Origin of the sequence: Nitrospira sp. (genome assembly GCA_029194675.1) — a bacterium.
In the GTDB taxonomy this organism is placed as follows: Bacteria; Nitrospirota; Nitrospiria; order Nitrospirales; family Nitrospiraceae; genus Nitrospira_D.
The window spans coordinates 1,574,088-1,595,469 of the sequence record JARFXP010000001.1; the positions used below are offsets into that span (position 1 = coordinate 1,574,088).

Sequence of the window (21,382 nt, forward strand, 5' to 3'; positions counted from 1 at the left end):
CAGACTACCGTGATTCCACTCCACGACGATAATCCTACTCAACGGACTCCCATCGTCACGATGATCCTCATCGGCATCTGTATTGCCGTATTTCTCTATCAAGTGAATCTCCCTCCGCAGGCTGCGGAGCTCTTCGCATTTCAATACGGTGCCATCCCTGCCATTGTCTTCAGCCAGGCTTCGCTTCCTGAGGAAGCGGTCGCGATTCCGGCCGCCCTCACCCTGGTGACCAGCATGTTTCTTCATGGAAGCTGGATGCATCTACTCGGAAACATGCTTTACCTCTGGATTTTCGGCAATAACATAGAGGATGTGATGGGCCACACGAAATTCGTCGTCTTCTATATCTTATCCGGTATTCTCGCCGCTCTGAGCCATGCCTTTACCGACCCTTCCTCCCAAATACCGATGGTTGGTGCAAGCGGAGCGATCTCGGCCGTGCTCGGTGCTTATATACTGCTATTTCCACGGGCTCACGTCCTGGTCTTACTGCCGATGATTGGGATGACCCGAGTGGCGGCGGGCATTGTCCTCGGCATGTGGTTTATCACGCAGCTGATCAGCGGAGGCATGAGCATGGGGTCCACTGGAGGTGGCGTCGCTTTTTTCGCTCATATCGGTGGATTCATCGCTGGTATGGCGCTGATCGGTCTCTTCAAACGGAAAGAAGTGCGTTTTTTTGCGCCTGGCCGGTCGATGTGGAGTTCATGAGGACATACCTCGCAGAACCCGCAAGGATGTTCACGCAGCATCCAACGTCTCTCTCACCTTCTCGATCAATCCTGACTGACGGTAGGGTTGCTGCAGGACAAACCGCTGGTTAATCCGATGATGTTGAATCGTTTCATCGTCGTAACCTGAGATAAACAGTGTCTTCATCGTCGGATGTTGCCTCAAGAGTCGGCGGGCAAGTTCACGTCCCTCGATTTCTGACATTACCAAGGGACTCACGGTGAGATGAACAATTCCGTTATATCGCTGTGTGAGCATAACCGCCTCGGCAGAAGAAGCCGCCTCCAAGACTCGATAGCGATAACGCTGTGGGGTCGACAGCACAAGTTTCCGTTCGATCTCGTTTTCTTCCACGAGTAGAATCGTTTCATCTCCCTTGGCCAGCATGGCTTTCGGCATCATTTCCTCCCGTGCTTCCGGCGCCGGGACCGCAGGGAAGACGACCCGGACGACGGTCCCTTGTCCTGGTCAACTGTCCACCTCCAGGGTTCCTCCGTTCCGTTTGACGATTCCGAAGACCACGGCGAGGCCAAGGCCGATGTTGGTTTCCTTGGTTGAAAACAACGGCTCGAACATATAGGCTTGGGTATCCAGGTTCATGCCGATTCCGGTATCAGTGATTTGAATCAAGATCCGAGGGGATACAGACTCAATCGGCAATGGTCGGGCTGATTTGGTGCAATCTTCGATGGTCTTGACTTCGATGGTCAGCCGACCTCCATTCGGCATGGCATCACGTGCATTGACGACCAATTGATAAAGGACGGTATGCTTATTACTTTGACTCCGGTGACAGTAATTCGATGAGCGCAATGGGGCTTTTCTGTGCCGAGATGCCCAGCAACGTTTGAAAGGCGGCCATCGGGGTCTGACGCCGGTTGAAACGAACGACAAACTCGTCCCAATAGCTCGGAAGATGCTTGGGCTCGACCCCGTGATGCGTGCCGTTCAGCCACGCCTTGAGATTGCTGACTACGCGGTGGATGTGGGGAAACCGTCGCGCGGCTTGGCGAGGAGCACCGACGACGCGGATGTGATGGTGGTACTCTTCCAGGGCGGACTCCGAGTACCCACGCCAACCGGCGGTTCTTACTTGGCTGCCGCCTTCCACGTGTTGCGTCAGAAACGCCCCAGCGCCATCCCGCTGGCATCGGCACTCGGCGCAAGCCGGAGCCGGCCTGCGCGTTCTCGGCGCTTGCCCTGGACATCGGTGTAGACCAGCACTTCCACCGCACCGGCCACCAGGCTCTTCTGCGCTCCTGCGGCAACGCCACGGCCCTTCTTGCCTTTTACCGATCCTCCGATGTGTGTTTCATCCACCGCCACAAGCCCCGAGAGTTTTGTGCGGTTGTCATTGACCATCCCCTTGCGCAGCCGATGGAGCAGGTGCCAGGCGTGCTGATACCCGCCAATCCCAAGCTGTCGCTGTAGTTGCACGGCGCTGATTCCAGGAGTGTGAGTCGCAACCAAGTAGGCTGCCCAGAACCACGCTTGGATCGGGACGTGCGAACGATGCATGATCGTACCCGTGGGCGGTGCAGTTTGACGCCCGCACTGTGGGCATTCGAAGACATAGCGCGTCTGATTCAGCCACGCCTTTTTACCCGAGCATGTCGGGCAAACGAAGCCATCGGGCCACCGGCATTGAACCAGGTATTCACGGCAGGCTTCGGAGGTCGAGAATCGCTGACGGAACTCCCGCATGTTCTGAGGATAACCCAGTCGCCCCATTGCTGGAGAGTGCCCAAAGCGCTAACCGGAGTCAAAGTAATAAGCATAAAGGACGGTTTCCAGCCCTTCCCGATCCGCTTCGACATAGGCCGCCTGGTTGTCCAGCTGGATAGTCAGGTCAATGTGATTCGGTAAAAGACCTGCGATCATTCTGTGTATATCTGCTAAGACAGCCTGGACGGACAATGTGTTTCGAAGGTGGAGACAATCAAGGTTCATGGCAATAAGCTGTGCCGTAAGGGTGGCAGCCTTTTCACCTACTTTAAAGAGTTCATCGGCCGATGACCTGAGGGGGTCATTCTGTTGCATATGCGATAGCATGACACCTGTTTGTTTCCCGACCACCACGAACAACGTCCCGAATTCGTCCGCAATTCTTCCCGCGACTCGGCCAATGGCTTCCATCTTCTGTGCTTCATGAAGCTGTCGTTCAAGTCCTTGTTTGACAACCTGCCCCTCACGGAGACCAGCATTCGCCTTTTTCAGATTTTCTTTCAGGCTACTAATTCACGCTTCAAGTTGAGTTTTGGCCGTTTCCAATTCCTCTTCGGTCCTCTTCAGCTCCTCTACATCTTTCAATAGCGAGTCCTTTTCTTTCTGTGCAACAGCCGTTCTTTCCAGTGCGACCCCATAAAACACCGCCATGACGAGAAGAACCGGGATCCCCAGCAGCTGTCCAGTAGCCATGACTCCGGTTTGCTGAACCCCCTCATAGAGCACAACCGCGTACCCAGTGCTCAAGAGCAGGGAGAGTCCGAGCAGATGAGTCAGCCGTCTGACTGACGCGCCACCAAGATAAACACAAAATAAGCAATATAGAGATCGGAACGGGCGTTTCCGGAAAGATAGATAATGGCGGTCACTAGAAACGTATCGATGGTCACGAGTCCGGCTCTAAACCACGTGGCTCCTAGCAAAGCCTGAGCAGCATCGCGATAACGAAAATCGCCAGCCATAGTCCCATCACCAGACCGTTGCTCATCCCTCGGCTAAGGACTGACTCTCCACCGAAGAGCAATTCATACGACAAGATGATTGTGACAAGGCCCTGAAGAACCAGGTAGCGTGAGCCTGGATCAGTGAGCAACCGGTAGAGTCTAACGGATGCTGGAGTGGAATCGCTTTTGGCCAAATTTTGTCCCATGCCGTTGGCACCTCCTCTGCAATAGCATTGGAGAAACACCAAATTGTATACCTCTCTAATCAATGGTCGGTCGCGGTATTTACCGGGGCTTTTGTCTTCTTCCCGATCCCTTCCGAACGAATTGTTGACATAATCGAACGTCGGCAGGCTGCTTACCGCCAAAGAATCTTTTCACCACCTATACAGCGAGTATTGAGCGAACTTAGGCTGGCTTTAGAACGCCCTTGATGAACCTGTGAGCCAATTCTGCTGCTGCCAGAGCTTGGGGAGCGGTAAATGTTATATGTCCCATTTTTCTACCAGGACGAATCATCCGCTTGCCGTACAGATGAAGCACAGCCCCTGCTGTTGAATGGAGTGCGTAGGCCCCTTGGCTGGATGTAACAGATTGTACGTCTTCACCGATGAGATTCACCATGACCGCAGGGCTTAGGAGCCTTGTTTCTCCCACTGGGAGTCCACAAGTCACTCGTACCTGCTGCTCGAATTGGGATACAGTACAGACATCCAGTGTATAGTGACCGGAGTTGTGGGGACGAGGTGCAATCTCGTTAATAAGGAGGGAACCATCTTTAGCCTGAAAGAGTTCCACGCAGAAAACCCCGACGCCCTGTAACGCCGCTACGGCTTGTTTCGAAAGTTCCGTCGCTTTTTCAGCGATGGCAGGAGGAATGGAAGCAGGCACGCAGGTTTCTCGTAAGATGCCCCGCTCATGCCGATTCTCGGCCACTGGGTACACACAGCACGCTCCTCTCTCGCTTCGCACGACAAGAACGGAGAGTTCGGTGACATAGTCGATGAACTGTTCAAGAATCCACCGATGACTCGCCTCGGACCTTTCCAATACCTGTTCTACCTCCCTCATATCATGAGTGTCTCGGAGTACCCACTGACCTTTTCCATCGTAGCCACTTTTCGCTGTTTTACAGACAGCGGGCAGCCCGAGGCAGTCGACGGCTGAGCTCAGTTGAGGTACCGATTCGACGGCGGCGAAAGCGGGAACAGGGAGGTGTCGTGACGACAAGTATTGTTTCTGTTCAATCCGGTCCTGCAGGATCCTGAGAACAGCACCGGAAGGTCGCATCGGGCAACGCTGTTCCAGCCATCCGCAGAGCTCCGCAGGCACATTTTCCCATTCGAGGGTCACTGCATCTACGATGCTTGCGAATTGGTCGCGGACGCCATGATCCGTGAATGGCGCCGGAAATGAGTAGGTGGCAATTCGATGGGCAGGCGCCTCGGCATCTTGATCCCAGACAGCTACTCGGTAACCCATGCGGTGTGCCGTCCCGGCGAACATAGCCCCCAATTGTCCACCACCCAATATTCCGAGAGTGGCGCCAGGCTCAAGGATTCGCTCGGTCACAGCCGCTGACTCATCTTGTGCCCTTGGCCTCGGGAGAATTGAGAATGCTCTCCGTTTGGGCCATCCGATACCTTTTGATGCGCTGAGCAATTTCAGGATGACGTCCTGCGAGAATTTGGCCTGCGAGCAGGCCCGCATTCTCGGCGCCCCCAATCGCCACGGTGGCAACTGGAATGCCTTTTGGCATCTGGACGATTGACAATAATGAATCGAGGCCGCGAAGGTTTTCTGTAGGAATCGGCACACCGATCACGGGGAGGTGGGTCTTGGAAGCCAACATACCGGGAAGGTGAGCCGCTCCTCCAGCTCCCGCAATGATGACTTCGATTCCTCGGTCATGAGCACTTTCGGCGTACTCGAAGAGGCGGTCCGGCGTCCGATGAGCAGAAACGACGAGCAGTTCATAGGGAATAGCAAGTTCGTCACAGATTGCTCCGGATTTTTCCAGGATGGGGAAGTCGGATTTACTGCCCCCCAAGATCCCCACAAGCGGCCTACGGCTCGCGACCTCTCGGCTTGCCCTTTGCCGCGACCGGTTCGTCGCCCGCTGTATTCTGGTCATCGTCTACCTCTTGATCATCTCCCCTCTCCATAGAATACGTATGGGCACCTTAGCGAGTCCCTCTGACCAGGTCAAGGAGATTGAAATCTGGGCGATCACCCGGTGGATTCTACTCGCTCAAAGGCCCTCGCCCTGCACTGACCAGAGGAGGAAGGCGTCAATAGCAATTCGCTGGCTTTTAATGAGGTCGTCGCTTTAGGCGTGGTTGCGATTGCTGTGCGTTGGAAGTCACACCGGAAAATTGACGGGAATAAAACGGTTACGGCTACCGCTAACCGCGAAGATGGCCCAGGATATTCCCTGAGCCATCTTCAAGAAGGAGAACTCTGTGCCGTATCGATTGTACGGCACGATCGACTATTTACCGCCCGGGGCCGCCACCTTGGGCGCAAACATCTCAAACACACTCGGTGACCGTTCAATATAATCCGGCGGGAAGAAGTTAAAGCGCCGCCACAGTTCGTACCAAAGAGGGACACGATTCATGACTACCCAACCCAATACCTTTGTACCCTGCCTCACCTGAGCCTGATCCGGCCATGGCTGAGGATCATCTGGGTCAGGAACGACCCAGAACCGATAATTTCCTTTTCCATCATCGATCTGGTCAACCACCTTGATGACCCCCCCACGAGTACCAGCCATCAATGAAGGCCAGGCAGGCAATGGGATGGCCGGCACTCCAAAAAACAAGATTCGCACCTTCCGTCCAGGTTTCAAAAGGGGAGAATCCAACCCTTCGGCCGTCATTTCGATGGCTGGATCAGTGGCGAGGGGAGAAATAGTGACCAAATTGTCTCCCTGTCTGACGGTTTCGTTGACACCGACCCTAGCCATTTTGACCACAGTTCCGTCCATAGGCGCTATGAGTTTAGCGGCCTCGATTCGTTGTTGGACCCCCTGTTGCCGATACGAGATATCCGCTAATCCCTCCGTCGCCTTAGCGGCTTCAGCCACAGCATTATCACGCTGTGCGATTGCCTCCATGAGCCGTTGCTGCACATCCGCCGTGATTTGATCACGCCCGAAGCTTAAGGCGGACCGAGCCTGCTCAGCCGCCAACAAACCGGCCTGTGCTGCCTGCAAACCAGCTTTTGTGCCGATTTCGGTCTGAATCGTTAGCTCAAGTTCCCGTTGTGAAACGAGCCCGTCTCTGACAAGTTGTCGATGCCGGTCGACATTGAGTTGCGCCGTGACGACATCGATCTTAAGTTGTTCAACCTTCTGTTGTGCCTCTCGCACTTTGTTGTCAGCTTCCACCACTCTGGCCTCGGCCGATGGCACGGCAGCCTGGACCAGCTTTTTCATCTCCCCAATCCTCTTATTCAGCTGATCCGCTCTGGCTAGTGCTGCCTGGCGTGTTTGTTCTAGAGCTACCTTACGCTGTTCGAAGAGAGGAAGGATCTCAGGGGCCATAAAGGTCGGGTCATAGTCCTCGAGTTCGCCGATGAGGTCGCCTTTCTTAACCTTAACTCCTTCAAAAATATGCCAAGCCTTGACACGGCCTGTAATCCGAGACTCGATCTTCTGCGGTCGGTCGTAGGGAGTATAAGCAGAAACTTTCCCATTCGCAGAGATGGTCTGCGTCCATGGCACGAACTCAAGGACGATCAGAAAAAGCAGGAGGATTGTCAGAATTGCACGAGATGCCGTGAACATTCCTCCTGGAATCTGTACCGCTTCCCAGCATGGCAACTTGGCCAATGTGGGGCCTTGTTCGATGGTGATCGCTTCCAAGCCCACCCCTCGCTTGACCAACGCACGTTCCCCGCTGCCTTCGACACCGCGATCTAGGCTAGCCATGGAGCCTCCATTCATTTACCGGTGTTGATGTACCATTCCATCCGTTTACGCATGAGCATGATGCAGCATAATGCGACGATCGGCATGATCCGTAAGATTGGGATCCGTCGACACAAAGATCACAGACCATGCTTCATCTTTAGAACACAGCCGACGCAGCACACGCTCGCGCAACGATGGCTCAAGCGAGTGAATCAAGCCGTCAAATATGAGAACTTGTGGACGTCCTAGAATCGCCCTGGCCAGGAGAATCTGCACAATGTGGGTCGGCGAAAGGGATTCTCCCAGCGAGGAGATCTCGGACTTCACGCCGCGTGGCAAGCCCTCGACATCTTCCTCAAGTTCGGTGAATCGGAGAGCCCAGTTGAGATCATCATAGGTGACATAGGATCGTCCCATGACGATATTTTCTTCGATCGTTCCCTTGATCAACGACAACTGAGAGTCGATCATGACACTCCGGGTTTGATTGATGGCATTAGGCTCAATATACCGAAGATCAACGCCATTGTACTGAACGACACCATTGGTCGGATTCTCGAGGCCGCCCAGCACTCTGGCCAAAGCGGTTTTTGCTCCCGTGGTTCGCGCGTAGATACCGAGCTTCTCGCTTGGTGCTACTTCCAGGTTGAAGCCATCGAAGACGGACACTCCCCCGTGAATCAAACTCACGCCTTTGCAGGTGACGCGGACCCCTTGAGTCAAATGCTTGGGAAGTGCCACGGCAGATTCGGGGGCGACGTAATCTTGCTCTTGGCTGAAGACCTCATCGAGGTGTTTCAGAGACGTGAAGAAATAGTACACATACCCCATGTTTTTGATGAGGGAATCGAAATTGAGGATGAGTGCGCCGATAACCGCCTGAACAGCGACCAACTGCCCCAGCGTCATCTGCCCCGATGCCATGAGCCAGGCTGAGAGGGCGAGGGCTCCAGATTGTGCAACTGCTTGCCCCGCTACCGAACCAATATATTGCCGCACGAGAACAACAAATCGGGCTTTTCGAGTTTCGACATACCGATTGACAAGCTCATTCGTCTTCTGGATGAGAAATGGGCGGCTGTCGGTGGCCTTCAACTGCAATGAATTCCGCGAAATATCTTGAATCCAATGGAAGACGTCGTACTTCGCATGAGACATCGCGAGGGTTGTCTTCAGTGCACCACGAGAGAGCACGAAAAACGTGATCCCAAACCCGGCCATGAGCAGAAGGTTGTACACGAGAAAATAGGGATGGTAGACGATCAGCACGATCATGCCGACCGTCCCACCCACCACGACGTTCATCAGGTCGATGAGCAGAGTGGACAAAGCCCGTTGCATAAAGACCGTTTCGATAAAGTAGTTCGAAAGCTCATGTTGCGACCCTCTAAATCGATTCCGGGGAAGCTGCTCAACCATCGCGACCGAGACTCTTGCAAAGAGTCGGCGTTGCAAGACGTCCACCGCGTAGAAATGGAAGGTCTTGAACAGGCCGACGAACAACAGCACTGCCAGCATAATGCCGGTCAGAGTCCAAATCATGACCGGCTGAACCGCGTAGGAAAATGTACTGACCAACTCCTGCACGGTCAACGGGATGATAAGAGAAAAGAACCCAACGGCTAGGGCATAAGAAAAAATCAGACTCATGATTTTTTTCTCAGCCCGCATCGCCACGGAAAGCTGCTTCATCAGCGCCTCGAACAGGCCTTGATAACTTTCGCCCTGAGGTTCTTTCATGAGCACCCCCAGTAATAAGTCAGAATGTGGATCATACGCCCCTTGCCGAATTTAACCACGGCTGCACTTAATCACGTTTAAAAACCTACTGCCAAGCCCATCGAATGAACTATATGGTAGTACCCATTCTTCCTACACTTCAGTCACGGCCAGGCAGCTTGCGACCGGACGAACCGGCGGAGATCATAGGATCGCCGTACTTGACAAGCACACTTTCAGGCAGTGGTTTCGACAGCGCCGCTCTCGCCCAGAGCATACCTCCCCTGGCCACGGCGTAGTCGGCCTGCGCTCGGTACAGCTCATAGGCCGCTGCGATCACCGCACGCTCTCGTATGTTGACGAAGAGCACACTCGTTGCTCCCATATTAAACCGGGCTCGTTCGCCTTCTTCTAAGGTCTTGGCCAAGCGCAGGGCTTCGGTTGCGGCTTTCACTCGGTCTCGGGCCCGCACAATCGCCGAGAGCCAGTTATCAACGTCGACCGTAACTTGTCGCTCCGTGTATGCGATTTTCCATGTCAATCGTTCCTGCTGCGCTTCTGCGTGAAGGACCTTCCCTCGGGCACCCCGATTGAACAACGGCATACTGAGGAGCGCACCCAGTCGGTAGGAGAACCCTCCAAGGTAGTAGATAGCGCCCGTCACCGGCCCCCCCTCAACCGTTAGTTTTGGAAGCAGACTATTCTTCGCCAGTTTCAGTTCGATATTGTTCAATTTGAATTCAATGTAGAGATCGCGCACTTCTGGGCGATCCTCCGTGGCTTCCACCTTGTAGGCCGCCACATCCTCTTCGCTCGGCAACGGCGTTTCCCCCTGAAATTCTGGGGCCCATTCAGGGCGAGGTGTCACAGGTTGGCCGTCTTCCCAGAGAAATAGCGCAAGCTTATATTGCTCATACTCGACCTTCCGTTGCGCGGCAATGGCAGCCTCTCGACGCTGCTGAACTTCTTCTCGGGCTTCGACCACGTCGATCGGAGCGACCGCGCCGGCTTTGGCTCTCCCCTCAACCATGCGATAGCGCTCTTCCGCGACGGCCAGCGCACGCTTCACCACATCGGCTTGTTTGACGGCAACCTGCCAATCCCAGTATTGAACGGCGGCAGCGAGATAGAGATCTTGCCGTTTCTGGGCCACCTTGACCTCGGCTTGCGGCCCGGCGAGCTCCGCCTGTTGGAACCCGGCATACTGTTCGTTGACCATGAATCCCCGCAGGAGATTGAAGGATCCGCCCATGATCAACACTTGCTGCGGATAGAACAGTTGCATGTCTTGCGGGATCCCCACCCCGGGACTTATTGGGCCACTATCTGGTACGCCGATGCCGCTCTGGCCATTGATAACACCTCTATCCCCGAAGCCGTTACGGATACCGAGCATCAGCTCGAACCCATAGGGGTGCCCGACCTTGAGAAAGGTATCGTTATAGCCAGCATTCATGATATTCCTGCCAAAAACGTTCGTCAGATCATACGTTTCAAACCGGTCCCACTCGAGCTCGTTCCGAACCTTCGGCTCCCACGCACCCAACGCTTTCATGATTTTCGCCCGAGCCTGCGCCCGCTCGAGTCCGGTGGCCCGGAGCAGCGGATGGGTCAACTCGATCCTGGCGAACAGCTCTTCAATGGTCAGGGGAGCGGTGCGAGTCGACTGAGCCTGCAGGGCACTCGAGTCGATCACCGATTCCGCCAGCGCGGTCGCCGGCACAATCATCAACGAGCACAGCAAGAGAAGGATCAAGGAAGGATGCTCCTTTGTTGCTGAATCAATCGCGTCCCGGTTGTTTGTAGCCGTTCATGCCGGCCGCCGTCAGAGGGTTCCCGTACTTGGCCAACTCGCTTTCGGGCCACGGCTTCGACAAGACTCCCCTGGCCCACAACATACCTCCACGCGCCACCGCGTAGTCGGCCTGCGCCCGATACAGCTGGTACGCCGATTCCACCACGTTGCGCTCACGGAGGTTCACAAAGAGGACGGTGGTCACGCCCATATTGAATCGGGTCCGTTCGCCCTCCTCCAGCGTCTTCGCCAACCGCAGCGCTTGCGTCGCAACCTTCACCCGGTCTCTAGCCCGCACTTGGGCCGAGAGCCAGTTGTCCACGTCGACGCTGACTTGTTGCTCGGTGTACAGCTGTTTCAGGACCAATTGTTGCTGGTCCGCTTCTGCGGTCATGACCTTCCCACGCCCTTCCCGCTGGAACAGCGGCATCGCAAACCTCGACTGGAACGTATACCCGACTCCCACAAGCCAGTCCGCGGCCTCTGGATGTAGCCCCCCCCCAACATCCAACTGTGGGAGCAGGTAGTTCTTGGCGAGCTTGATGTCGATATTGTTCATCTTGGCTTCGATGTAGAGGTCCCTCACTTCCGGCCGAGCTTCTTTCGCCTCCACTTTATAGGCCGCGACCTCGTCGTTGGTCGGGAGCGGCGTTTCGCCCTGGAATTCCGGCGCCCACTCCGGTCGCGGCGTCACCGGCTCGCCGTTCTCCCAGAGATAGAGGGACAGTTTGTACTGCTCATACTCCACCTTCCGCTGGGCGGCAATGGCTGCCTCTCGCCGAATCTGAACCTCTTTGTTCACCTCGATCACATCGAGCGGCGTCGCCTGCCCGCCCTTGGCCAACCCTTCGACCTGGACCAAGCGCTCGTCGGCAACGGCCAAGGCGCGCTTCACAATCTCGGCTTGTTTCACGGCGACCTGCCAATCCCAGTACTGCACGGCACCGGCGAGATAGAGGTCTTGCCGTTCGTGCGCCACCGCGATCTCCGCCTGCGGCCCCGCGAGTTCGGCCTTTTGAAACTCGGCGTACTCGTCGTTGATCATGAGGCCTCGCAGCAGCTTGAACGACCCACCGACGTTCAGTTGCTGCATAGAATAGAACATCTGGGCATCAGGGATGGCAGCATGGATGAACATCGTACGGTCATCCCCAAAGCCGTTGCGGAGCCCGCCAAAGACCCGGAAGCCCCAGGGATGCCCGACCTCGAGCTCGGTGTCTACAAATCCCCCCGTATTCTCATCGAGGGTGCTCAGGAAATTCCAAGTCTGAAAACGAGCGACCTGCATATTTGCCTTGAACGCCGGTTCCCAGGCCCCGAGCGCCTTCAGGATCTTCGCCCGGGCTTTCATCCGTTCAACCCCGGCCGCCCGAAGCAGCGGATGCGTCAACTCGATACGGGCGAGCACTTCGTTGATGGTCAGGAGCTCGGTGCGGGCGGACTGCGCTTTCAACACGCTTGAATCGCGCACCGGTTCCGCCAGTGTCGTCACGGGAAGCCAGATCAGAATCACGAGTAATAGAGCGGCCATCGAAGGATGCTCCTTGTGCCGGATTAATCGCGGCCCGGTTGTTTGTACCCGTTCATGCCCGCCGCCGTCATCGGATTTCCATACTTCGCCAAGGACGCCGTCGGCCAGGGCTGCGACAACGCGCCCCTTGCCCACAGCATCCCTCCACGGGCCACCGCATAGTCGGCCTGCGCCCGATACAGCTGGTACGCCGATGCCACCACGTTGCGCTCACGGAGGTTCACGAATAACACGGTGGTGGCCCCCAGGTTAAACCTCGTGCGCTCACCTTCTTCCAACGTCTTGGCCAACCGCAGGGCTTCCGTCGCCACCGTCACCCGGTCTCTGGCGCGCACTTGGGCCGAGAGCCAGTTATCCACGTCGAAGTTGACTTGTTGCTCGGCATAGCGCTGTTTCAACGCCCATTGTTGCTGGCTCGTTTCCGCGGCCATGACCTTCCCACGCGCTTCCCGGTTGAACAGCGGCATCTCAGCGTGTATGCCGACCCGATACCCGATTCCGATAATCCAGTCCGTGACACCAGAGGGCGGCCCTCCTTCAAGATCCAACGCCGGGAGCAGTTTGTTTTTGGCGAGCTTGATGTCGATATTGTTCAGCTTGGCTTCGAGGTAGAGATCCCGCACTTCCGGCCGAGCTTCTTTCGCCTCCACTTTATAGGCCGCGACCTCGTCGTTGGTCGGGAGCGGCGTTTCGCCCTGGAATTCCGGCGCCCACTCCGGTCGCGGCGTCACCGGCTCGCCGTTCTCCCAGAGATAGAGGGACAGTTTGTACTGCTCATACTCCACCTTCCGTTGCGCGGTGATGGCTGCCTCTTGCCGCTTCTGAACCTCTTGGCTCGCCTCGATCACATCGAGCGGCGCGACCTTCCCGCCCTTGGCCAACCCTTCGACCTGGACCAAGCGCTCCTCGGCAACGGCCAAGGCGCGCTTCACTATCTCGGCTTGTTTCACGGCGACCTGCCAATCCCAGTACTCCACGGCGCCGGCGAGATAGAGGTCCTGCCGTTTCTGCGCCACCTTGATCTCCGCTTGCGACCCCGCGAGTTCGGCCTGTTGAAACTGGGCGTTCTCCTCATTCATCATGAGGCCTCGCAGCAGATGGAACGACCCGCCGAAGTAGAATTGCTGCTGAGGATAGAAGAGCAGCGCATCAGCGGGGAAAGCAGTGAAGTTGAGAGTGCCGCGATCCCCGATGCCGCTGCGGAACCCGCCAGCGACCGTGAAGCCCCAGGGATGCCCGACCTCGAGGATGGTGTCGGAAAATCCCCCCGTTTGTCCATCAAATGTACGGGGAGACGTCGTGAGATTCCAAGTTTGATAACGTTCCATCTTTGTAATGTTCTTGAACGTCGGTTCCCAGGCCGCGAGCGCCTTCAGGATCTTGGCCCGGGCCTTTACTCGCTCGGCCCCCATCGCCCGAAGCAGCGGATGCGTCAACTCGATGCGAGCCAGCACTTCATCGATGGTCAGTGGAGCGGTGCGAGTCGACTGGGCCTGCACGGTCCTCGAGTCGATCGCCGGTTCCGCCAGTGCGGTCATTGGCAGGAGAGTCACAATGGCCAATACCAGAGCAATCATGAGGGATGCTCCTTTCACATCGGGTGACGGACGGCGCCCACAGTAGCAATCTCCCGTTCGCTTTTCAAAATAGATAAAACGGATTGGAGTTATCGGCAAATCCGATGTATAGTGTCATCTCTCATTCGAGGCCTAGGACCATATGGATTGGCTGAACTATCACCATCTTTTGTATTTCTGGTCCGTCGCCAAGCACGGGACCGTGACGAAAGCCTGCGAAGAACTCCGTCTGGCGCAACCCACGATCAGCGGACAGATCCACCTCTTGGAACATACGTTGGGAGAAAAGTTATTCGTACGAACCGGCCGCCGCCTGGCGCTGACGGAGATGGGCCAGCTTGTGTTCAAGTACGCGGAGGACATCTTCGCGACCGGTCAAGAGCTGATGAACACGGTCAAAGGGCATGCGAACGGACAACCGGCTCGGTTGATCGTCGGCATCGCGGACGCAGTCCCAAAACCGCTGGCAACCCGACTTCTCAAATCAGCGCTGAAACTCTATCGGCCGATTCGCTTAATCTGTCAGGAAGATACACTTGGCCAACTGTTGACCGATCTGTCATGCCATCGATTGGATCTGATCATCGCTGACACACCTGCCCCATCAAGCAGCAAAGAACACACCTACAGTCATCCTTTGGGAGAATCGGGAGTATCGCTGTTTGCGACGGCCAAGCTGACGGCACAATATCGTCGGGGTTTTCCGCAGTCGTTAAGGGGTGCACCCATCCTCCTCCCCGCATCCAATACCGGGCTTCGACGACTGCTCGACCAATGGCTGATCAACCATGGGCTGCATCCGAACATTGTAGGTGAGTTCGATGACAGTGCGACCTTAAAGGCATTCGGCCAGGACGGATATGGGATCTTTCCCGGTGTGTCCGTGATGGAGAAGGAGATCTGCCGCCAATATCGGGTGCAGGTGGTTGGGCAACTGGAGGTTCTCACACAGCATTTCTACGCGATCACTGTAGAGAGACGGCTTAAGCATCCGGTCGTCCTTACTCTCGTCCGGACTGCGCGGCAAGAACTGCTTGGCTGACGCCATTCACGACCTCACGATGAGACCCAACCTGCGTGATACCGTCCCACGGCTTGCATAAGTTGTTCGCGCTCTTGACTCGTGAGTTCCTTCCATTCACCGACGCCTAGCCCTTCGGCGGTAATATGCATAATCCTCGTTCGGTGCAGCTTGGTCACGCGATAGCCAAGCGCCTGGCACATACGCCTGATCTGCCGGTTCCGTCCCTCCGTTAAGATAATGCGAAACTGATCACGCCCGGCGCGTCTCGTCCGACAGGGCTTCGTCCTGCTTCCAAGAATAACCACGCCCCGTGACAGCTGATGCAAAAACGATTGGTCAAGCGGATGATCGACCTGCACCAGGTACTCTCGTTCGTGCCCGAATTCGGTGCGGAGGATTTCGTTCACGATGTCGCCGTCGTTCGTCAGCAAGATCAGACCGGATGAATCTTTATCGAGGCGCCCGATCGGGAAGATCCGTTCCGGATGCCCAATCTCAGCGATAATATTCCGGGGGATATGCGATTCGCTCGTTGTCGTGACGCCGACCGGCTTATGATACTTGATATAGAGATTCGCTTTGCCCCAGGGGATCACACAGCCTTCCCGGGCGATGATGTCATTGGACGATACCTGGTCGCCGAGCTTCGCCACCCGGCCGTTGATCGTGATAACGCCCGACTCAATGAGACCGTCTGCCTCGCGCCGGGAACAGATCCCATGTTCCGTGAAGAACTTATTGATGCGAATGGATTGCGCCACGTCAAGACGGGAGCGATGGACGTGTGATGCCGACCGTTAATACACGCGCCGGCCAGCTTTGATGCGACCCAGTATACGATAGATCAAACGCGCGATGGAAAATTGCGGCGCCACGAATCCTTCGATAGGAGCGATCTCGCTGACATCCATGCCGACGATACCAGGTCCGTTGGCCAGTGCCGTGATGAGATTGAGGGTATCATACCACCCGAGGCCACCCGGCTCGGGAGTGCCCAAGGCGGGAACGATCGACGCATCCAGCCCATCGCAGTCGAATGTCAGGTACACGGGCGTTCGGCAGGCCGCAACCACGTCAGGTATCCAGCTCGATGCTTTGCCTTCGTACGGGCCGGATGGATCCAGGATGGTGGCTGCAAAAAACGTCTTGATGCGGGCCGTGGCATCGATACGAGCGACCTCTTCTCGGCTGATCGACCGAATACCCACTTGTACCAAGGATAAGCCGTCTTCCACCACCCGCGCCATGACGCTGGCATGGCTGAACGGATTGCCTTGATAGGCATCCCGGAGATCTCCATGGGCATCGATCTGCACAACGGTCATCCGCGGATATCGTTTCGCATGGGCTCGAATCGCTCCCAATGCCCCAGTGTGTTCGCCCGTCAGCATAATTACAAACCGTCCGGTTCCTACGTGCGGTGAGACGAACGCTTCGATCGCGTCGACGGCCGCGCGATCGACATTCCCGTTGAGATCTAACGGTGAAGCCGTTGCGATTCCGCCCCATTCTCGAAATGGTTCACATCCGAGTTGTTCGTCGTAGAATTCGACCTGGGCGGAAGCTTCAAGGATAGCCGAGGGGCCACGGTCCGACCCACGGATATAACTGGAACTGTGTTCGTAGGGAACCGGCAGCACATAGACACCCGCGTGGTCCGGGTGACACCAGGGCTCGTCGATCCCCAAAAAGTTGTGATTCGGCCCTTCCCAACCGACGGGAAGCGTCATGGGCGATCTTCCCTCGGCGGGACCAACGGCTGAGACGATATGAATACAGCCAAGACCGATAAGCCTCTACTTGCGAGAACGGGCGGGCACATTCTCCGGCGGGATGAAAACAGCCAGCGCGATGACCGTGGTCCACTTACCCTTTTTCCCGACGGCTGATTGGGTGATGTTCAGGGTTCTCACGATTTTTCCACCCATTTTAAAGACCTGCTCGCGCTCTTTCCAGGCCACGTTCGGATCGAACTCGACACCCAAGGTCGTCGCAAGCATCTGCGCTGCGAGATCTTCCGTATACTCTCCGGTCTCCTCATCTGTTTCACCATGGGCATGGTGTTCCGATAAATAGCCGTATGTGCCCCGGTCTGTGGGCTTCGCAAGGCCGACCGACGCCGAGATGAGCCGGTTCCGTTCATTCGTTTCCGAACGCGCCATGACACAAAACGTGATTTCACCCGGTTTCAGCAGCTTCTCTCCGCGCTTCCGAGGGATGATTTTACAATGGGGAGGAAGGATGGACGACACGCTGACGAGGTTGCAGTAGGCCACACCGGCGCTGCGCAGCGCCTCTTCGAAGGAGGCCAACTTTTCCTTGTGGACCCCCACACCTCGCGTTAAAAACATATGCGTAGGTACCATCGTCTCCCCTTTCGTCAGGTAATCGGCCTGCCTGGTTGTTCGGAGTTATTTGGCGACGTGTTCCAAAGCGGCCAGCTGGACAAAACATCGGACCAAATCAATGACCGTATCGGGCGCCTGTTGTAGCAAGATTGGACCGGCTTCGCAATATCTGCTAGACACTTTTTTCGGGGAAGTGGTGTGGGTCTTTCAGATTCATGATGAGCATCCGCGGCTCCGTCATATCCTCCATCGCGGCACGAACGCCCTCCCGTCCTAACCCGGAATCTTTCACGCCGCCGTAGGGCATATGGTCGGCCCGGAACGTCGGAATCTCGTTTGCCAACAGGGCTCCGACCTCCACGTGGCGAAAGGCGTAAAAGATCTTGTTGATGTCCTGCGTAAAGATGCCGGCCTGCAATCCGTAGTCCGATTGATTGAGCAGCGCCACGGCCTCGCTGAGCTGCCGATACGGCGTGACGGTGACAACCGGCCCGAACACCTCCTTGCAGGAAACCTTCATGTCGGGCTTCACATTCGACAGCACCGTGGCCTCAACAAGCGATCCCATCCGCTTCCCGCCCAACAGGACGCGCGCTCCGTCCGCGACAGCTTCGCCGATCCAGTTCTCCACCCGCTGAGCGGCTGCCTGATCGATGAGGGGACCGACGCTCGTCGTCTCATCGGCAGGATCTCCCACTTTCAGCCGAGCGACATGCATCAGCAACTTGGTCGTAAACACATCGGCTACCGAATGGTGGACGAACACCCGCTGCACTGAAATGCAGGTCTGACCGGCATACCCAAATCCACCTACCGCGCAACGCTGAGCGACAAGCTCAAGATCGGCATCGGGCTCGATGATCACGCCTGCGTTGCCCCCGAGTTCGAGCGTGACTTTTTTCTTTCCACACTTGGCCTTCAACGTCCATCCCACCGACGCGCTGCCGGTGAAACTGAGCAATTTGAATCGTGGATCGACCACCATCCGCTCGGCGAGAAGGTTATCGCACGGCACCACATTGAGCCCACCCGGAGGAACTCCCGCCTCTAAGGCGATCTCTCCCAGGAGCAGCGCGGTCAACGGCGTTTGAGGGGCAGGTTTGATGAGAATCGGGTTGCCGGACGCGAGGGCCGGCGCCACCTTGTGCGCCACGAGATTGAGCGGAAAGTTGAACGGTGTGATGCCGAGAATCGGACCGATCGGAAAACGTCGAAGCAGGCCAAGATGCGTATCAGAGCCGGGGGTCCAATCGAGCGGTACCACCTCGCCCGGAATCCGTCGTGCCTCTTCAGCTGCCACCGTGAAGGTTTGGATTGCCCGGCTGACTTCCCGCTTCGCGTCGGTGATCGGCTTACCGGCCTCGGCTGTGATGGTCTGTGCGAACTCCTCGCGACGTCGATAGAGCAACGCCGCGATCTGTTGGAGCATGTTGTATCGAGCATGTCCCGGAAGCTGCCCCATGGTAGCAGTCGCACTGGAAGCTGACGCGATGGCCTGTTCGACATCGGACTCGGTCGCTTGCGCAACCTGAGCCACGAGCTTCCCGGTGAACGGATCTACGACCGAGGCCGAGAGTTCGCCTGACTTCCATTGGCCATGAACGAGGAACGGACGGGATGCCTGCACTGGAAGGCTCGCTGGAGTCTCTGATGAGGTTGGTATTAGTCCGCCGCTTCGACCGACGCAGCGGCTTCGGCGGCAGGTTGAACAACCAAGGCTGCTTCTTGTGCGGCAACGGCTTTGGCAATTAATTCTTCCGTACCCCAATCGCGGATCGCCTCCAAGGTAAATCCCTCGTAGGTCGACACACCGTGACAAGACGGACAGTCCGGCATCGGAACTTTTCTGTAGAAGACTTCTGTGAGACACGACATACAGACCCAGAAGTCGTCATCACGGTGGGAGACGGGCCAGAAGGATTGCATCGAAGTCATATGGACACCCTACCTTAGATTATACCAAGAGAACTATCGTACCTACGTGCCGATGTCAACATGAAGCGCGAAGACACACTCCGCTCCGGCGCAATTCTGCTATTTTTTGTCGCTCGCCAGAAGTCGATCGATTTCTTCTGCGAACATCTCGAATGGGAATGCTCCGGGGATCGCAACCGCCGGCTCCTTTTCCGTCGGCTCGGCGGCCGTCCGCACAAGGATGAACCCAGGGGTTCCGTGAAACCCCCACTGATTGGCTTCCTGGCGATCTTCGAAAATCAGCTTCGTATACCGCCCGTCGTTCATACACCGTTCAAATGCAGGTCGATCCAAGCTCAATGCCGCGGCATGTCGTAAATACACCTGCTTGTCCAGCTGTCCCCCTTCGGAAAACAACCGATCATGCATCGCCCAATACTGACCTTGGGCACCGGCACATCGCGCCGCCACCGCCGCATCCAGCCCAGCCCCTTGGTCGCCACGCGGAAAATCCCGGTAAACAAATCGCACTTTCCCAGTATCGACGTACTGAGCCTGAATCCGTGGCCACGTACGCTTGAAAAATTTCAAGCAATAGCCGCACGTGAAATCAGAGTATTCGATCAAGGTCAGAGGTGCATTGGCCTGTCCTCGCATTCGCACATCGGCTTCGGATGCATTTCCGCCGAAGACGGAGGACGACCAGAGGAGGCCGCTATAAACCATCAGCTGAACCCACCGTTGTCCAGTCGTCCAGTTCATGAACGGCGACTCACACCAGCTCGCTTCTTTTCGAGAAGCCCCATCATCAACAATGGCCAGACGACCGTCGCATCGCTCAATACTTCAGCGAATCGCCCACCATCCTTCGGTGCCACAAATTTCCCCCAAGAAAGTCCTTCTTGATACGTACAGCCGCTGAGCCCCCCCCAGTAGTCCGGCTCGGGGCAAATTCTCACCCCATAGTGAAATCGAGGGGGCTTCACGTTCAGGCCCAACCGAAGATTACCGATTTCAATATACGGACCGACCTGTTGCGCCCAGTTCCGTGGAACACCTCCTCCGATCGTGAAAATTCCAAGTCGTTTAGCGGAGAGGACATGGTCGGCATAGCTGTTGAGATCGAGGTAGGGATTGAATGACGGACAGGATTGATGGATCGTTCGTAAAATGTCCAGATCTCTCCCCTGCCCTGCCTGAGATCGGGCTCGATCGACCTCACGAGCCATCGCCCACGTTCCCATGTCCAGTCCCACTTCCGAATCAGTGAACGCCGGGATATAGACCGGTACCTTCTTCAAGTAGGCGCTCTTGAGAATTCCGTCGCCGTCTATTTCTTCCGCCAACGTTTTTCCCAGCTCCCTCGTGAGGACTTCCGATGAAAGCGGCCGATCATGATCGAGGCGCTTCAAGGTGTGCGCAACGACGTGCTCGACATAATTCAAATTCGCTTCCATCTCGAGCGTGTCGTAGACGCGATTGTACCCTTTGCGAAAGAGCTCTTCGTCGCTCATCGACGGATCGTGTCGATAATGCGTCTTGCCGACCGACTCACTGAGGCCATGGGCCATCAACGCCCCGGTCGAGACGATGCATTGCACCATTCCTTCGTCGATCATCTTCGTGATGATCTTGCCCATCTTGGCGATCGTCATTGCGCCGGACAACGTCAGCACGACCTGGCAGTCAGGGTCCTCGATCATCGCCCAGAGCACATCGAACGCCTTGCCGACATGCCGCCCTCCGAACGCCGTCCTGCCCATGGCCTCAAGCAAATCACTGAACGAGGTGATCTTGTCGGGATCAAGCGGTTCGAGCGCTTCCAATCCGTCTTTTGCGCCGTCACGAAATTCGCGTGGGTACATGCGATCCTCTGAGAAGTTCTCAAGTGTGCATTTGTTTATACACAACCAAGAATAGAGGCGTCAATGAAAGGATCCCACGTGTGAAAGACCGTGCAGAGTCATAGAGCTTTCGCGAGCGGCCTTTTCGGATAACTCGCACTCGAAGTGGCGTAGCGAATTGAACGGTTGGCCGCAGACTGCAGCATCAAAAAGTGGATCGCTGGAGTGGCTCCTGGTCGGGCGAGCCTTGCATTGGGAATGAATAACTCCTGGAGATGTTTGCCCGTCCGTCTCAATCAAGAGGGGGAAG

23 protein-coding genes are annotated in these 21,382 nt (G+C 56.3%); 2 read left to right on the forward strand and 21 right to left on the reverse strand.

The annotated features are described in order from the left end of the window. Nucleotides 1-9: 9 nt before the first annotated feature. On the forward strand, nucleotides 10-711 hold the full coding sequence (locus tag P0120_07625; GenBank protein MDF0674198.1) for a rhomboid family intramembrane serine protease: 702 nt from the start codon (nucleotides 10-12) through the stop codon (nucleotides 709-711). Between the two features lie 30 nt (nucleotides 712-741). Here P0120_07625 and P0120_07630 read toward each other — a convergent pair whose 3' ends face one another. From P0120_07630 to P0120_07695, 14 genes are all read right to left on the reverse strand, one after another. After that, complete coding sequence (locus tag P0120_07630; GenBank protein MDF0674199.1) at nucleotides 742-1,134, reverse strand: response regulator; 393 nt, start codon at nucleotides 1,132-1,134, stop codon at nucleotides 742-744. Between the two features lie 66 nt (nucleotides 1,135-1,200). Then, entirely contained in the window at nucleotides 1,201-1,545 is a 345-nt protein-coding gene (locus P0120_07635) for an ATP-binding protein (protein ID MDF0674200.1), read from the reverse strand. Then, on the reverse strand, nucleotides 1,508-1,843 hold the full coding sequence (locus tag P0120_07640) for a transposase (GenBank protein MDF0674201.1): 336 nt from the start codon (nucleotides 1,841-1,843) through the stop codon (nucleotides 1,508-1,510). The genes P0120_07635 and P0120_07640 overlap by 38 nt, the downstream gene beginning before the upstream one ends. Nucleotides 1,844-1,851: 8 nt before the next feature. Next, entirely contained in the window at nucleotides 1,852-2,250 is a 399-nt protein-coding gene (locus tag P0120_07645; GenBank protein ID MDF0674202.1) for an IS1595 family transposase, read from the reverse strand. A gap of 234 nt (nucleotides 2,251-2,484) precedes the next feature. Continuing rightward, nucleotides 2,485-2,868: a hypothetical protein gene (locus P0120_07650; protein MDF0674203.1), complete on the reverse strand. Its 384-nt coding sequence runs from the start codon at nucleotides 2,866-2,868 to the stop codon at nucleotides 2,485-2,487. Between the two features lie 102 nt (nucleotides 2,869-2,970). Continuing rightward, nucleotides 2,971-3,204, reverse strand: a complete 234-nt coding sequence (locus P0120_07655; protein MDF0674204.1) for a hypothetical protein — start codon at nucleotides 3,202-3,204, stop codon at nucleotides 2,971-2,973. 26 nt (nucleotides 3,205-3,230) lie between these two features. Further along, complete coding sequence (locus P0120_07660) at nucleotides 3,231-3,419, reverse strand: hypothetical protein (protein ID MDF0674205.1); 189 nt, start codon at nucleotides 3,417-3,419, stop codon at nucleotides 3,231-3,233. A gap of 390 nt (nucleotides 3,420-3,809) precedes the next feature. Then, the gene (locus P0120_07665) at nucleotides 3,810-4,973 is read right to left on the reverse strand and encodes a 5-(carboxyamino)imidazole ribonucleotide synthase (protein ID MDF0674206.1); all 1,164 of its coding nucleotides are present in this window, start codon (nucleotides 4,971-4,973) and stop codon (nucleotides 3,810-3,812) included. 10 nt (nucleotides 4,974-4,983) lie between these two features. Further along, complete coding sequence (gene purE / locus P0120_07670) at nucleotides 4,984-5,535, reverse strand: 5-(carboxyamino)imidazole ribonucleotide mutase (GenBank protein ID MDF0674207.1); 552 nt, start codon at nucleotides 5,533-5,535, stop codon at nucleotides 4,984-4,986. Nucleotides 5,536-5,892: 357 nt separating this feature from the next. Then, the gene (locus tag P0120_07675) at nucleotides 5,893-7,338 is read right to left on the reverse strand and encodes a biotin/lipoyl-binding protein (GenBank protein ID MDF0674208.1); all 1,446 of its coding nucleotides are present in this window, start codon (nucleotides 7,336-7,338) and stop codon (nucleotides 5,893-5,895) included. Between the two features lie 45 nt (nucleotides 7,339-7,383). Next, nucleotides 7,384-9,060, reverse strand: a complete 1,677-nt coding sequence (locus tag P0120_07680) for an ATP-binding cassette domain-containing protein (protein ID MDF0674209.1) — start codon at nucleotides 9,058-9,060, stop codon at nucleotides 7,384-7,386. A 139-nt stretch (nucleotides 9,061-9,199) separates the two neighbouring features. Next, nucleotides 9,200-10,795, reverse strand: a complete 1,596-nt coding sequence (locus P0120_07685) for a TolC family protein (protein ID MDF0674210.1) — start codon at nucleotides 10,793-10,795, stop codon at nucleotides 9,200-9,202. Between the two features lie 25 nt (nucleotides 10,796-10,820). Next, complete coding sequence (locus tag P0120_07690) at nucleotides 10,821-12,500, reverse strand: TolC family protein (protein ID MDF0674211.1); 1,680 nt, start codon at nucleotides 12,498-12,500, stop codon at nucleotides 10,821-10,823. After that, a complete protein-coding gene (locus P0120_07695) occupies nucleotides 12,389-13,942 on the reverse strand; it encodes a TolC family protein (protein MDF0674212.1) in 1,554 nt (517 codons plus the stop codon). The genes P0120_07690 and P0120_07695 overlap by 112 nt, the downstream gene beginning before the upstream one ends. A 142-nt stretch (nucleotides 13,943-14,084) precedes the next feature. On the opposite strand from P0120_07695, the gene nhaR reads away from it, so the two are divergent. Further along, complete coding sequence (gene nhaR / locus P0120_07700) at nucleotides 14,085-14,984, forward strand: transcriptional activator NhaR (GenBank protein MDF0674213.1); 900 nt, start codon at nucleotides 14,085-14,087, stop codon at nucleotides 14,982-14,984. A gap of 14 nt (nucleotides 14,985-14,998) precedes the next feature. Here nhaR and P0120_07705 read toward each other — a convergent pair whose 3' ends face one another. The 7 genes from P0120_07705 to P0120_07735 all read right to left on the reverse strand — a co-directional run bounded on the left by P0120_07705 (nucleotide 14,999) and on the right by P0120_07735 (nucleotide 21,093). Then, a complete protein-coding gene (locus tag P0120_07705) occupies nucleotides 14,999-15,727 on the reverse strand; it encodes a pseudouridine synthase (protein ID MDF0674214.1) in 729 nt (242 codons plus the stop codon). A 36-nt stretch (nucleotides 15,728-15,763) separates the two neighbouring features. Beyond that, nucleotides 15,764-16,696 (reverse strand): agmatinase, encoded by a 933-nt coding sequence (gene speB, locus P0120_07710; protein MDF0674215.1) that lies wholly within the window; start codon nucleotides 16,694-16,696, stop codon nucleotides 15,764-15,766. A 66-nt stretch (nucleotides 16,697-16,762) separates the two neighbouring features. Continuing rightward, the gene (locus P0120_07715) at nucleotides 16,763-17,332 is read right to left on the reverse strand and encodes an arginine decarboxylase, pyruvoyl-dependent (GenBank protein ID MDF0674216.1); all 570 of its coding nucleotides are present in this window, start codon (nucleotides 17,330-17,332) and stop codon (nucleotides 16,763-16,765) included. 154 nt (nucleotides 17,333-17,486) lie between these two features. Then, nucleotides 17,487-18,941: an aldehyde dehydrogenase family protein gene (locus tag P0120_07720; GenBank protein MDF0674217.1), complete on the reverse strand. Its 1,455-nt coding sequence runs from the start codon at nucleotides 18,939-18,941 to the stop codon at nucleotides 17,487-17,489. A 35-nt stretch (nucleotides 18,942-18,976) separates the two neighbouring features. Continuing rightward, nucleotides 18,977-19,189: a hypothetical protein gene (locus P0120_07725; GenBank protein MDF0674218.1), complete on the reverse strand. Its 213-nt coding sequence runs from the start codon at nucleotides 19,187-19,189 to the stop codon at nucleotides 18,977-18,979. A 159-nt stretch (nucleotides 19,190-19,348) separates the two neighbouring features. Next, on the reverse strand, nucleotides 19,349-19,990 hold the full coding sequence (locus P0120_07730) for a thioredoxin domain-containing protein (GenBank protein ID MDF0674219.1): 642 nt from the start codon (nucleotides 19,988-19,990) through the stop codon (nucleotides 19,349-19,351). After that, entirely contained in the window at nucleotides 19,987-21,093 is a 1,107-nt protein-coding gene (locus P0120_07735; protein MDF0674220.1) for a deoxyhypusine synthase family protein, read from the reverse strand. The genes P0120_07730 and P0120_07735 overlap by 4 nt, the downstream gene beginning before the upstream one ends. Nucleotides 21,094-21,382: the final 289 nt, after the last annotated feature.

Coding starts and splice junctions, on each gene's coding strand:
- P0120_07630 (MDF0674199.1), bottom strand. CDS start 1,134: ATGATGCCGAAAGCCATGCTGGCCAAGGGAGATGAAACGATTCTACTC.
- P0120_07645 (MDF0674202.1), bottom strand. CDS start 2,250: ATGCATCGTTCGCACGTCCCGATCCAAGCGTGGTTCTGGGCAGCCTAC.
- P0120_07650 (MDF0674203.1), bottom strand. CDS start 2,868: ATGGAAGCCATTGGCCGAGTCGCGGGAAGAATTGCGGACGAATTCGGG.
- P0120_07660 (MDF0674205.1), bottom strand. CDS start 3,419: ATGGCTGGCGATTTTCGTTATCGCGATGCTGCTCAGGCTTTGCTAGGA.
- purE (MDF0674207.1), bottom strand. CDS start 5,535: ATGACCAGAATACAGCGGGCGACGAACCGGTCGCGGCAAAGGGCAAGC.
- P0120_07675 (MDF0674208.1), bottom strand. CDS start 7,338: ATGGCTAGCCTAGATCGCGGTGTCGAAGGCAGCGGGGAACGTGCGTTG.
- P0120_07680 (MDF0674209.1), bottom strand. CDS start 9,060: ATGAAAGAACCTCAGGGCGAAAGTTATCAAGGCCTGTTCGAGGCGCTG.
- P0120_07695 (MDF0674212.1), bottom strand. CDS start 13,942: ATGATTGCTCTGGTATTGGCCATTGTGACTCTCCTGCCAATGACCGCA.
- nhaR (MDF0674213.1), top strand. CDS start 14,085: ATGGATTGGCTGAACTATCACCATCTTTTGTATTTCTGGTCCGTCGCC.
- speB (MDF0674215.1), bottom strand. CDS start 16,696: ATGACGCTTCCCGTCGGTTGGGAAGGGCCGAATCACAACTTTTTGGGG.
- P0120_07715 (MDF0674216.1), bottom strand. CDS start 17,332: ATGGTACCTACGCATATGTTTTTAACGCGAGGTGTGGGGGTCCACAAG.
- P0120_07725 (MDF0674218.1), bottom strand. CDS start 19,189: ATGTCGTGTCTCACAGAAGTCTTCTACAGAAAAGTTCCGATGCCGGAC.
- P0120_07730 (MDF0674219.1), bottom strand. CDS start 19,990: ATGAACTGGACGACTGGACAACGGTGGGTTCAGCTGATGGTTTATAGC.
- P0120_07735 (MDF0674220.1), bottom strand. CDS start 21,093: ATGTACCCACGCGAATTTCGTGACGGCGCAAAAGACGGATTGGAAGCG.